General features: G+C 41.8%; 11 protein-coding genes. 10 read left to right on the plus strand and 1 reads right to left on the minus strand.

Translation table 11 applies throughout. From position 1 onward, the window contains the following. Positions 1–13: 13 nt before the first annotated feature. Positions 14–1,138, minus strand: a complete 1,125-nt coding sequence (locus LV83_RS19990; RefSeq protein ID WP_111613337.1) for a Re/Si-specific NAD(P)(+) transhydrogenase subunit alpha — start codon at positions 1,136–1,138, stop codon at positions 14–16. Between the two features lie 410 nt (positions 1,139–1,548). Here LV83_RS19990 and LV83_RS19995 point away from each other — a divergent pair, with 410 nt between their 5' ends. The 10 genes from LV83_RS19995 (at position 1,549) to LV83_RS20040 (ending at position 12,410) form a co-directional block, all read left to right on the plus strand. Further along, complete coding sequence (locus LV83_RS19995; RefSeq protein ID WP_111613338.1) at positions 1,549–3,009, plus strand: Gfo/Idh/MocA family protein; 1,461 nt, start codon at positions 1,549–1,551, stop codon at positions 3,007–3,009. A 305-nt stretch (positions 3,010–3,314) separates the two neighbouring features. After that, positions 3,315–3,548: a hypothetical protein gene (locus LV83_RS20000; RefSeq protein ID WP_111613339.1), complete on the plus strand. Its 234-nt coding sequence runs from the start codon at positions 3,315–3,317 to the stop codon at positions 3,546–3,548. 99 nt (positions 3,549–3,647) lie between these two features. Next, positions 3,648–4,157, plus strand: a complete 510-nt coding sequence (locus LV83_RS20005) for a heme-binding domain-containing protein (protein WP_111613340.1) — start codon at positions 3,648–3,650, stop codon at positions 4,155–4,157. Between the two features lie 299 nt (positions 4,158–4,456). Next, a complete protein-coding gene (locus tag LV83_RS20010; protein ID WP_111613341.1) occupies positions 4,457–5,458 on the plus strand; it encodes a Gfo/Idh/MocA family protein in 1,002 nt (333 codons plus the stop codon). Between the two features lie 231 nt (positions 5,459–5,689). Next, positions 5,690–5,929 (plus strand): addiction module protein, encoded by a 240-nt coding sequence (locus tag LV83_RS20015; RefSeq protein ID WP_111613342.1) that lies wholly within the window; start codon positions 5,690–5,692, stop codon positions 5,927–5,929. After that, a complete protein-coding gene (locus tag LV83_RS20020) occupies positions 5,919–6,221 on the plus strand; it encodes a type II toxin-antitoxin system RelE/ParE family toxin (RefSeq protein WP_111613343.1) in 303 nt (100 codons plus the stop codon). Before LV83_RS20015 ends, LV83_RS20020 begins: the two co-directional genes overlap by 11 nt. A gap of 211 nt (positions 6,222–6,432) precedes the next feature. After that, on the plus strand, positions 6,433–7,227 hold the full coding sequence (locus tag LV83_RS20025; RefSeq protein ID WP_111613344.1) for an SDR family NAD(P)-dependent oxidoreductase: 795 nt from the start codon (positions 6,433–6,435) through the stop codon (positions 7,225–7,227). Between the two features lie 319 nt (positions 7,228–7,546). Then, positions 7,547–9,955: a DUF1549 domain-containing protein gene (locus tag LV83_RS20030; RefSeq protein WP_111613351.1), complete on the plus strand. Its 2,409-nt coding sequence runs from the start codon at positions 7,547–7,549 to the stop codon at positions 9,953–9,955. A 213-nt stretch (positions 9,956–10,168) separates the two neighbouring features. Then, positions 10,169–11,599: a DUF1501 domain-containing protein gene (locus tag LV83_RS20035; RefSeq protein ID WP_111613345.1), complete on the plus strand. Its 1,431-nt coding sequence runs from the start codon at positions 10,169–10,171 to the stop codon at positions 11,597–11,599. A 292-nt stretch (positions 11,600–11,891) separates the two neighbouring features. Then, positions 11,892–12,410 (plus strand): hypothetical protein, encoded by a 519-nt coding sequence (locus tag LV83_RS20040; protein WP_146613769.1) that lies wholly within the window; start codon positions 11,892–11,894, stop codon positions 12,408–12,410. Positions 12,411–12,700: the final 290 nt, after the last annotated feature.

Consider the following 12,700-nt stretch of genomic DNA (forward strand, 5'->3'; position numbering starts at 1 on the left):
AAAAGGTTAATTCTTACTTATTTAAAATTTTATTAGTGAATTCATGAACTACTTGACCTTCAAAAGTGATCAAAACACCTTTGGTGATTTCCTCATCACGGTCAAGATTGAATCCATCTTTTGTAGCTAGATGCATCAATAGCGTGCTGATATTAGTTGCATACAATTGACTTGCATTCGTGGAAAGCAGCGAAGGCAAATTGGATTCACCAATAATTGTCACACCATGCTTTTTCACGATTTGATCCTTTTCGGAAATTTCACAGTTCCCTCCAGATTCTACAGCCATATCCACAATCACAGCACCTTTTTTCATGGTTTTCACCATTTCTTCAGTTACTAGAATCGGCGACTTTTTACCCATTACCAAAGCTGTGGTAATAACTAAGTCTGAGTCCTTGATTTTGCTTTGGATGAGTTCCTTTTGCTTTTGCAAAAACTCCGCAGAAACCTCAGACGCGTAGCCACCTTCCACCTTCACTTCTTCTGCTCCTTCTACGGTCAAAAATCTACCTCCAAGCGATTCCACTTGCTCTTTGGTTTCGGGACGCACATCAGATACTTCCACAACTGCGCCAAGTCTCTTGGCAGTTGCGATAGCTTGCAGTCCAGCTACCCCAGCACCGAAGATTAAAACCTTGGCAGGCGTAATCGTACCGGATGCAGTCATCATCAATGGAAAAATCTTCTCTAGGTAATTTGCTCCCAAAATCACCGATTTATAACCTGCTAAATTTGCCTGAGAACTCAGACAATCCATCTTTTGGGCTCTGGAAATCCTAGGTACCGCATCCATAGAGAAAGACGTGATGGATTTCTTGTTCAATTCGGCAAGTATTTCCGGGTGATTGTAGGCATACATGATGGACATGCATGCACTGCCATTCTTCATTTGAGCTATTTCCTCTTTGGTAAAGATGTTGACTTTGAGCAAAATATCAGCGGTATATATATCTGCTGCATTTCCTACTGTAGCACCCGACTGCTTATAATCTTCATCAGAAAAATTGGATCCAATACCAGCACCAGACTCTACAATGACCGAAAATTCCTTTTTGATCAATTGCTTGATGACATCCGGACTAAGTGATACCCTATTCTCACCCTCCTTCGTCTCTTTTAAAACTCCTATTTTCATTTTAGGCTAGTTGAGTTTGTTTATTTCAATGCTATTTCATTTCAATGCTTCAAATAAAGTAGGAAATTCTGGCATGCACTACCTGCTTTATCCTGTTTTTTTACTATTTCTTGATATTTTCTTTCGACAAAAAGAAAAAGCATAAAATAAAACTTTAACCAAAAAACTGGTAAACAAACAGTTGAGCCATCGATTGCACAACAATTTTAAACCGGATTTTTGGTCATATATATTTTTTTTTGAAAAAAGTAATTAGAAACAGCCCACACAACTCGAAAAAGTGAAATTTCAGGTAATTTCAGGAATCACCACTGATCATTTGATAATCATTGTTTAACAACTAACAGGATTCCTGCAAAAAAATAAATTCCTATTTTAGAATACTTATTTGACTTTAAACTAATAACCTCATGCGCAAACTCAAGAAAAATTCCGAGGGACAAACCCGAAGGGATTTTATCAAAAATGCAGCAATTGCATCTTCCTTTATGATTGTTCCCCGCCACGTGTTGGGCGGTGTGGGATTTATTTCCCCAAGTGATCAATTGAATTTAGCTGCTATCGGAGCTGGCGGAAAAGGAGCCAGTGATATTAGAAATGCCTCTGTCAATGGTCGAGAACGAGTAACTGCACTTTGTGATGTTGATTTTTCAGGTTCTGCCAAAGCTTCGGTAGAGAGATTCCCAGATGCAAAACTTTATGCGGATTTCCGCAAAATGCTCGATACCGAAAAAGACATTGATGCAGTGACGATTTCCACTCCCGATCATGTACATGGTCCCGCTGCTAAATATGCAATGGAGCGCGGTAAGCACGTGTACGTGCAGAAACCTATGACGCATAACATCAAGGAGGCAAGAATGCTGACTGAGATGGCAAGAAGCCAAAAGGTGGTAACGCAGATGGGTAACCAAGGCGGATCAAACGAATTATTGAAACTAGTCCAGAAATGGGTGGATGATGATAAGATTGGTAAAATCGCCAAAGTGGAAGTTTGGACGAACAGACCAGTATGGCCTCAGGGTGGAGCTTTCCCTAAGCCAAACCCAAGTGCTAAGCCAGATGCTTTGAATTGGGATCTGTGGCTAGGCCCATCTCCTGAAATCCCTTATACACCAGAACTTCATCCGTTCAGCTGGAGAGGCTGGTGGAATTATGGTACCGGCGCCTTAGGTGACGTAGGATGTCACTTGATCGATATCCCCTTTAGAACCTTAGGCTTACATTATCCTACTGATGCAGAATGTAGTGTAGGGTCCGTTTATAGCGGAATGTGGACTCCAGATTATCACCCTGACGGCTGCCCAGCTTCATCATTTATTTCATTGAATTTTGCAGCAACTGCCAAAAGCAAGTCTCCAATCAATATGACTTGGATGGATGGCGGCATCAAGCCTGCTCATCCGGATATTATTCCTGCAGATCAGGAAATCGGCGGAGGAGCAAATGGCGTATTGATCATTGGTGAAAAAGGAATAATTGCTACTAACATTAATGACAGTTCTCCTCTGATGCCAAAACTATATTTGAATGACGGTACTCAGGAGTTTGGTCCTCAAACTGAAGAAAACATTGAGCCGGAGTACGGACATCAGAGAAAATGGGTCGATGCTTGTAAAGCTGGCTTCGGAAGCTCAGAGCATAAAGGCTTGACATCTTCATTTGATTATGCAGGACCTATGACCGAAACGGTGTTGATGGGTAACCTTGCCATCCGCAGCTATATGCTTCGTCGAGAGAATGCCAGAGGTCAGATGGAATTTTATGGAAGAAAGAAATTGCTTTGGGACGGAGACAAACTCCTGATTACCAACTTTGAAGACGCCAATCAATTTGTTGGAAGAACATACAGAGAAGGTTGGGAGATGTAATTTTTCCCTAAAATTGAATCATTCGAAACCCGTTCAAGTTGACATTGAACGGGTTTCGATATTTTATATAAATACACTAACACATCCAATTCAAGAATTTACCTCATTCAGGCCTTGAGATTTCCTCTCAAACGGTGAATCTTAACTAGGTGCTGAGTGGGAAATGGAATATTTTGAGAATCAAAATCAAGAAATATTCTATAAATGGGTATTAAAAAAAATTGGATTTTATCCATAAATACTTTGCTTAGTTTTTTTTTAAACGACAAGCATTCTTAGATTGGCAAGATTTAAATAATTAATAAATGGCACAAATGATTAAAAAGGGGAAAGAGCTAATTCGTATCTGCCCAACCAACACGCTTAAAATTGAATACTCTGTAGATGAAGGTGAAACTTGGTCTTTACGTTATATGGGAAACCCAGCAAGCCCAGGAGAGTTTTCAGAACTAGCTGATGGAGGTAAGGAATTGTTAGCAGAAGGTCCTAAAGGAAGTTTTTATTCTAAAAACAAGGGGAAATCCTGGCACAAAAAGTAGTGGACTATCTAGGGTTTCGTTTATCCAAAAATTAATAGTTTTTAATAATTATTTAAACTTTGCCTACAACCCCAAGTCTAACAAGAAAATCTTTCAGCCATGTTAAAAAAAATCGGAATAGTTCTCTTAGTTGTTCTAGTAGCCATCCAGTTTATCCCCTATGAAAAAAATGAGGGTACTCCAGCTGCGGCACCTCTCTCTGGGAGTTACAATGTTCCGGACAATGTCGATAAGTTACTGGTGAATGCTTGTAACAATTGCCATACAAATAAGTCTGAATACCCTTGGTATGCGAGTATAGAACCTGTTGGATATTGGCTAAATCAGCATATAGAGGATGGTAAAAGGCATCTGAATTTTGATGAGTTCACCAATCGCCCACTTGCTTATCAGAATCATAAGTTTGAAGAAACCATTGAAATGGTAGAAGAAAAAGAAATGCCTTTGGAGTCTTACACCTATCTTGGGCTACATCCGGAAGCTAATCTTTCCGATGCGGACAGACAGGTGATAGTCGATTGGGCCAAGGATCAAATGGCTTATTTGAAGGCCACATATCCAGCTGATAGTTTGGTGATGAAAAGAAGAAGCCCTCCACCAGCACAGTAGAAGTTAAATTCCATTTCTATAAAGGATTAAAGTTAGTTCAAAACGAAAAAACCAGGCTCGGATAACTCTGAGCCTGGTTTTTTTATGAAGTTTTGGCTTTATCAACCGCCCTTGCTTTTTATAAACGGAGGCTACTTTAGGTTCGGTGGATAAAGAAATATTGATTTACTCAATCTATTTCTTCAATCTCAAACTCTCAAATCCAACTATGAGTGGCCGTTAAAGCAAAATCTAGTATAAGCAATAACAATCTCAGGTTTAATGGCTATTCTTTAATGCTTATCCCCTATTTTTAAAAAATGAGCAAAATCCAAGATACCGAAGTAAGATGGGGGATTCTAGGCGTAGGAAATGTATGCGAAGTCAAATCCGCACCTGCCATGAATCTCATCCCCAATAGCAAAATAGTCGCTGTGATGCGTCGCTCCGAAGAGAAAGTGAAAGATTACGCTAAAAGGCATGGAGTCCCACAATGGTACACCTCTGCAACTGATCTGATCAACGACCCTGAAGTAAACGCGATCTACATTGCCACCCCTCCTAATGCACATCTTGAGCTAGCCTCACTTGCTGCAGCCGCAGGAAAACCTGTGTATGTGGAAAAGCCGATGGCGAGGACGCACCAGGAATGCTTGGATATGATTGCCATTTGTGAAAAAGCAAATGTGCCTTTGTTTGTGGCCTATTACCGTAGAGAGTTACCTCATTTCCGTAAAATCAAGGAATTAATAACCGATGGAACGCTTGGAGAAATTCGCACTATTCATATCAACCTCAAACAAAAGCTAGACGCAAGCTTAATTACCAAAGTGGAAACCAACTGGCGGGTAGATCCTGAATTGGCAGGTGGTGGATATTTCTTTGACCTCGCTTCACATCAATTGGACTTAATGGATTTTTTCTTCGGGAAGATTACTCATGCTTCAGGTTTTTGCTCCAATCAAGCCGGAACTTATGACGCTGAAGACATTGTCACTGGAAGTTTTGTGTTTGAAAGCGGAGTACTTGGGACTGGCAACTGGTGCTTCACAACCTCCGAAAATGCGGAAATAGATCAAACAATAATCTACGGAAGTAAAGGAAGCGTGAGTTTTGAGACCTTTGGTAAAGGAGAGTTTGAGTTAGAGCTTGATGGAAAAGCAACTGAAAAATTCTCTTTTGAACTTCCTAAACATATCCAAGAGCCATTGATTGAAACTATTGTCGGAGATCTTTTAGGAACTGACACGTGTAAAAGCACGGGAATCAGTGGAGCAAGAGCAAACTGGGTAATGGATCAGTTAGTGAAGGAAAGAGTATAATTCACCAAGGTAGCACAGAGAGTTACACGGAGGGCGCAGTTCCTTTACTTCGATTTGTCTAGAAAAGAACGTCGCCTAACCTATAGTTGCTCAAATACTGGAGGTTAACCATATCAATACTCATCTCACCGGAGCCAGCTTTATTTGAATGATATGGTGGGGAAATGAAGGAAACTTATTCAAACATAAAAATCGTTAACTTTATCGAACACATTTAATTGACCCTTGAATATGGACGTACCATCTATTAAAATCGATCTTATCCATTGGCTAACCGAACTTCAAGATAAGTCTGTAATTAAGCAACTTCAAGGACTCAAAGAGCAACAAGAAAGCACTTTTGATTTAAGTGAGGAACAAGTTGAGGAGCTGGACAGCAGGCTTGAAAAGTATAAAAATGGAGAAATGAAATTTTCTTCATGGGACAAAGTAAAAGAAAGGGTACGAAGCCGAGCCGAAGATGCTTTATAATTACCAGCTATCCGAAGAAGCTGAATATGATATTTATGAATCATACCTCTGGTATGAAAAGCAATCCCAGGGATTAGGTGAAGATTTTTTAGAGTCAATTGAAGCTGCTGAACGAGCTATTATTCAAAATCCAGAAACTTACCCAATATGCTACAAAAAGATTGTAAGGTCATTTGTAGTAAATCGATTTCCATACTTGGTTTTGTATATTTTAGAGAATAAGGACATCAATGTAATGGCAGTCTTTAATACAAACCAACATCCTAGGCAGTGGAAGAAAAGAATTCAGTAGTTTTCTGCACCTCGGTTTGTATCCCCACAAACTGAAATGAACTTAAAAATTAAGCCCCTTTTACGAACACGAAAGGCGGCTAAAGTAATTTCAGTAAATAATTTCTCGAGATTTCCCCCCTTCTTACGAATTTTCTTACTCCCACGTTAGTTTACTCTAGCATGCAGCACCTCGCTGCTTTTCAATTATTCATTTTTAAAAACCACAAACAATGGACTTAAAATTAGAAGATAAAAAAGCCTTCATCTCGGGATCCACAGCAGGAATTGGTTTTGCTATCGCAAAGCGATTCCTGACAGAAGGAGCTACTGTCATCATCAACGGCAGATCTCAGGAAAGTATTGAAAAGGCAATTGCTGAGCTCAAATCAGAAACCGGCTCTGATAAAGTAAGTGGAATACCGGCTGATTTCTCGAAAGTGGCAGAAGTAGACAACTTGCTAAAAGCACTTCCTGAAGTAGATATTTTAATCAACAATGCGGGAATTTTTGAGCCAAAGGCATTTGCTGATATTCCTGACGAAGATTGGTTCAGATTCTTTGAAATGAACGTCCTGAGTGGAATCCGTCTTTCCAGACAGTATTTTCCAAAAATGCTCGCCAAAAATTGGGGTAGAATTATCTTTATCTCCAGCGAATCAGGCGTTTTCATTCCAGACGAAATGATTCATTACGGCATGACCAAAACTGCCCAGTTGGCTATATCAAGAGGTTTGGCAGAGCTCACCAAGGGCTCGAATGTCACCGTGAACACAATCTTACCGGGTCCAACCAAATCGAGAGGAGTCGGCAAGTTCATTGAAGACTTGTCAGATTCGAGTGGGAAATCCATAGAGAAAGTAGAAAAGGAATTCTTCCAAGACATGCGTCCTACTTCACTGATTCAGCGATTTGCTTCAGTTGAAGAAGTGGCTGACACTGTAGTCTATTATTCTAGTCCGCTGGCTTCTGCGACTAACGGTGCTTCCATCAGAGTAGAAGGAGGATTGGTCAAATCTATCCTCTAGAGCGGCAATGATTTAGGAAGTTGAGCGCTATTTTTCTCTCCTAGAAAAAAAAATTTGGAAGCCTTGTTTCGGTATGAAACAGGGCTTCCTCATTTTTTACCTTAAGACCATTTACCAAACACCTATCCATTTATCAAATCAATAGGCGAACAGGATAGGTTTACCCAACAAAACCATTATTTTTCAATTGACAGAAAAGTAAGCAACTCATACTGAGTACTTATTACTAAATCCCATTCATAGGAACGCATTGAAAAATAACCTTCAAAAACCTACTTCCCTTCCCTTATTCTGCCTACTCATAGGCGGTATTCTCTTTATTAATTTCTCAGCTTTTGGGCAAACAGAAGCACCTGAAGAAACCACTTTTTGGCTGTGGCAATTTCTTGGTAGACTCCATCCCCTAATCGTCCATTTCCCTATCGCACTGCTTGTGGTGGCTGCATTGATGGAGCTATTGACTAGCAAGAGATATAACTTGAAGCTAAGGCCAGGCACAAAGATTTTAGCTACAATCGGAGCCATGAGCGCTATCCTCGCCGCACCCATAGGCTGGTTGCTAGCAACTAATGAAGGGACCTCCGGCGAACTTCTGGATTTGCATCAATGGATCGGAATTGGAACTGCCGTTTTGAGTGTATTCACCTTATATTTTCTCTCAAAAATCCCACGCAGGCCCTCTCGATCTCAGATAAAAGTATTCAGGTCTTTCCTGTTTCTAACCGCCATCTGTGTTTCCATCGCGGGTCATTTTGGAGGATCACTTACACATGGAGAAGATTTCCTGACGGAAGTTTTGCCTTATGAATCTAATGAACAAGAAATTGAAAAAACCCCGATAAACCTTGTCACTTACCAGTCAGAACTTACACCGGATAAAGAGATGAAACTGATCGGTGAAGTTCGGATGGTCTTAGCGCACAATTGCTACAAATGCCATAGCGGAGCAAAGATCGAAGGGGAATTACGCTTAGATGAAAAAGAGTTTGTCTTTGCAGGAGGTGAGAATGGTCAAATATTAATTCCGGGAAATCCTGGAAAAAGTGAGATCATCCGCAGAATTAACCTTCGTAAAAACCACGACGATGTCATGCCTTCCAAAGGCAAATTGCTCAGCAAAGATGAACGAGAATTGCTATCTCTTTGGATAGCCAAAGGCGCTCCTTGGCCAGATGGTGCTGCGCAGCAATCTGTTTATAGAGTGGCTGAACTGGCACCTAGAAACCCAACTCTTCCTGCCTACAAAGCTGGCTTGGACAACCCCATTGACCTATGGGTAGACCAGTATTTTTTAAAAAATAAACTGGAATGGAAAGGTCTCGTAGACGATAAAACCTACCTGAGAAGAATCTATTTGGATGTGACGGGAATGATCCCTAGCCCTCAAGAACTGGATGAATTCAGGAATGATCCAAGACCTGACAAACGAAGCATCTGGCTTCAAGATCTTTTAAACCAATCGGATGAGTATGCCACGCATTGGCTAACCTTTTGGAACGACGCACTTCGAAATGACTACACCGGAACTGGCTACATCACCAATGGTCGCTATAATATCACGGACTGGTTGTACACTTCGCTCCGAGAAAATAAGCCTTACGATCAGTTCGTCAAGGAACTCCTCAATCCTACCGAAAAGTCCAAGGGCTTTATCGAAGGAATCAAATGGCGTGGAACTGTCAATGCCAGCCAGCGAACGGAAATGCAGGCTGCGCAAAATGTAGGGCAGGTGATTTTGGGTTTGAACCTGAAATGCGCTTCCTGTCATGATAGTTTTATCTCTGATTGGAAACTGGAGGAGTCTTATGCCTTCGCAAATATTTTCGCAGACTCTACGCTGGAAGTCAGTCGCTGTGAAGTACCTACTGGGAAAATGGCTAAGACCAAAATCCTCTGGGAGGAATTGGGCGACATAGATAGTGCTGCGAATAGAGCCGAGAAGCTCCGACAGCTTGCGGATCGCTTAGTTCAACCAGCAAATGGAAGAATGTACCGCACGATCGTCAATCGCGTTTGGAAGCAACTGATGGGAAGAGGAATGGTGGAGCCTGTTGACGAGATGGACAATGAACCCTGGAGTCAGGATTTGCTAGACTGGCTGGCTTCGGATTTTGTGGAAAATGGCTATGATTTGAAAGCCCTGATTTACCAGATCGCAAGCTCGAAAATCTACCAATCCCAATCCATTGGCTACGAATCTTACGACGAAGTATTGGCAGATGATTACAAATTCAACGGAATGGTGCGTAGGCGCATGACTGCCGAACAATTCTCCGATGCGGTAAGTGAGATAGTGTATCCACTTTTCCCCGATGATGCGATCAAGTATAACCCTTTTGAACTGCAGCAGCCTGAGCTGAGCAAACCTTCTTTTGCGCGAGCATCCTTAGTGGCAAACAATCCATTCCTTACGGCCTTGGGAAGACCAAATCGTGAGATCGTCTCGACGAGTAGAGATGCACAGGGAAGTTTGCTGCAGGCACTGGAACTCACAAACGGAGAGCGATTGAATACAGCCTTGCAAAAAGGTGCAGAAAAATGGAAAACTCAACTCAGTGATCCTGTTCAGATCACCGAGGAATTATACCTAAAAGCGCTAAACCGAAAGCCAAACGAGAAAGAACTGACTATTGCAAAAGAAGCTTTGGGAGCGAACCCAGGTGTAGCTCAAATCCAGGACTTATTCTGGGCGGTGATTCTGTTACCGGAGTTTCAGATGGTGGAGTGAGGGATGTCGGGTGTTGGGTGACCGATGCGGGAAGTTTGGAGGTGGGAAGTTGGAGGTTGGGTGACCGATGTCCAATGAGTCTCAGTCATCAGTATACAGCGATCATCCTTCTGGAATAAGGATTGAAGGTCAGTTGGGCTACTTCGGTCTTCGGTCTGCTAAAGCAAAAAAAAAGAAGGTCCTGACATCAGCGCAATCAAAAAGTAAAACAACATGAAAACACCACTTAACCGACGTGACTTTATCAAGAAAACCTCCGCTGCAGCGATGGCAACCATGGGCATGGGTGCACCGCTGGCAGGGCTGTTATCTTCCTGTGGAACGGACAAAATTACAGCGACGGCTGATTCGGTGATCTTGCTTTTCATGGCTGGGGGAATGGCGCATACCGAGACTTTCGACCCGAAGAAATACACGCCTTTCCGCAAAGGAATGGAATCCAAAGAAGTGCTCAGCACCTTCCCTTCTATCCCAACGGCTTTGGATGGAATCCACTTTTCCGAAGGCTTGGAATCCATCGCCAAAATCATGGACAAAGGCACCTTGATCCGATCCTACGTGGCCGCGGATCTTGGACATATTCTGCACACCCGTCATCAATACCATTTCCACACCTGCTACGAACCGCCACAATCGGTGGTAGTTCCGCATTTGGGTTCCTGGATATCCAAGGAACTTGGCCCATTAAATCCAGTGATTCCTTCTTTTATCAATATAGGTCAGCGGTTTTCTGTAGGAGAAGGCGAGGAACTCAAAGCTTTTCACAGTGCAGGTTTTTTAGGCTCAGAGCATGGTCCCTTTTTGATTCCTGATCCGAGTGCAGGCTTGGAAAGCGTGCGCCCTCCTATCGGTATGTCTACTAAGCGTTTTGAAGCTAGAAATCAATTGTATGAAAACCTGCTTTCTGCCGGGGCAATGGGCGAATACGGTTCGGACTATCAAAAGGAATCCCTCAAGCGATCCATGGAGCAAGCTTATATTTTGCTGAATTCTCCAGAAGCCAAGGCCTTTGATCTGAGTTTGGAACCCAAGGAAAGCTATGACAAGTACAACAATGGCAAGTTTGGCTTGGGCTGTCTACTCGCAAAAAGATTGGTAAATCAGGGAGCGCGATACATCACGGTGACTTCCGAATACGAGCCATTCAAAGGCTGGGATACACATGACAATGGGCATACCCGCTTGACGGAAATGAAGAAGATGATCGATGGACCTGTCGCTCAACTGATTTCAGATCTGGATGAAAGTGGGAAACTGGATCGGACGATAGTGATCTTAGCATCCGAATTTAGCCGGGATATGCTGACTGAGGGCAGGCCAGGTCTCAAAGTAAAAGATCAGGTGGAAGTGCCGGATATCATAGAAGACATGAATAACTACGGCATGCACCGGCATTTCACCGACGGCTGCTCTATGCTGATGTTTGGCGGAGGAATCAAACGCGGACATGTCTATGGCAAAACCGCCGACGAGCGTCCCTGCAAAAGCATAGAAAACCCCATCAAAATCGACGGCATCCACCAAACTGTCTATCATGCCCTTGGCATCGCTCCCGAAACAAACTACGAGATCGAACAACGCCCATTCTACACTACGCCGGATGGACATGGAAAAGCAGCGATGGATCTGTTGAGGAAGGGGTGAGAGGTTTATTGACTAATTCTTTCTGATTTTTTAACTAAGGCTTGTGGGAGAAAGAATGAAGCTGTATTTTGATGGGGTAATAGCAAATTTTCTAAGAATTAGCGATTAATAAAGTATATCCACAATAACTAGTGGATATCAGACCCAATAGGAAGTATATCACCAATTGGGGATATACAAACGTTACCAGCCATTTTAGGACGACACATAAATGACAGCGATAATAATATTCATAGCACTAATAATTGGACTGAATTGTATTCCACTTCTGAACAAGACGACTTTTCCGAGAGTGGAAAAAGTAGTTGTTAGAATATTAATCGTAGCGACAATTTTATTTTTGACATTCGGAATTTTTGGACTTAATGGTTACAGCCTAAAAGGACTTTACACCTTCTCGACAATTAGTTGGACATTTATAGTATCGACAATTGCTTACTTTATAATATTCAAAAACACAAAAAAGAAAATTTTGACCGCATTTATATTGACACCATTATTAGTGGTAGCTGGTTTAACACTCATACTTGGACAATTGGTTTATGAACGACAACTTGACGAAAACTATAGAATAACAGTAACGACAGGTGGATTTTTAGCTTGTGGAGAAATTATAAATATCACACAGACAAGGTTCGGAATTTTTGACAAACAAGTTTTTCATATTGGCGACCTTTGTTTGTTAGGAATTACTAAAATTGAGACAATTAAACTTGACGACAAACACGCAGAATTTTTAATTTATCACAACGGACAACTTGACTCTGAAAATCCATATAAATATGACGTGGAAAGAAAAAACGGCTGGTAACAACTAGGTTTTCGTCGCGTGCGTAGCACGAACGATGAAACCGATGTTGCACGGAACCGGTGAAGTTCTTATGGGGATTGAGTCAGGATTTTTTGAAGGAAACGGGGTATCCAAATACCTTAAAAAGTAATACCTGTCAGTAGATTCGGTATTTATTCAAAAAGAGTTTTAATGTTTTTAGCCTTTCCAATGCCTTTTGGAGGGACTTTTTTTTTGCATGGGCATAGGTTTCCTAGCCCGAGTAAAATCAGGAACTAAAATTGGTTTGTGAGAGCGGAAAAGACGGCCTT

Origin of the sequence: Algoriphagus yeomjeoni (assembly GCF_003259505.1) — a bacterium.
In the GTDB taxonomy this organism is placed as follows: Bacteria; Bacteroidota; Bacteroidia; order Cytophagales; family Cyclobacteriaceae; genus Algoriphagus; species Algoriphagus yeomjeoni.

Bases quoted from the DNA above. Each gene is read 5' to 3' on its own strand.
- LV83_RS19990 (WP_111613337.1), bottom strand. From the start codon at position 1,138: ATGAAAATAGGAGTTTTAAAAGAGACGAAGGAGGGTGAGAATAGGGTA.
- LV83_RS19995 (WP_111613338.1), top strand. From the start codon at position 1,549: ATGCGCAAACTCAAGAAAAATTCCGAGGGACAAACCCGAAGGGATTTT.
- LV83_RS20000 (WP_111613339.1), top strand. From the start codon at position 3,315: ATGGCACAAATGATTAAAAAGGGGAAAGAGCTAATTCGTATCTGCCCA.
- LV83_RS20005 (WP_111613340.1), top strand. From the start codon at position 3,648: ATGTTAAAAAAAATCGGAATAGTTCTCTTAGTTGTTCTAGTAGCCATC.
- LV83_RS20010 (WP_111613341.1), top strand. From the start codon at position 4,457: ATGAGCAAAATCCAAGATACCGAAGTAAGATGGGGGATTCTAGGCGTA.
- LV83_RS20015 (WP_111613342.1), top strand. From the start codon at position 5,690: ATGGACGTACCATCTATTAAAATCGATCTTATCCATTGGCTAACCGAA.
- LV83_RS20020 (WP_111613343.1), top strand. From the start codon at position 5,919: ATGCTTTATAATTACCAGCTATCCGAAGAAGCTGAATATGATATTTAT.
- LV83_RS20025 (WP_111613344.1), top strand. From the start codon at position 6,433: ATGGACTTAAAATTAGAAGATAAAAAAGCCTTCATCTCGGGATCCACA.
- LV83_RS20035 (WP_111613345.1), top strand. From the start codon at position 10,169: ATGAAAACACCACTTAACCGACGTGACTTTATCAAGAAAACCTCCGCT.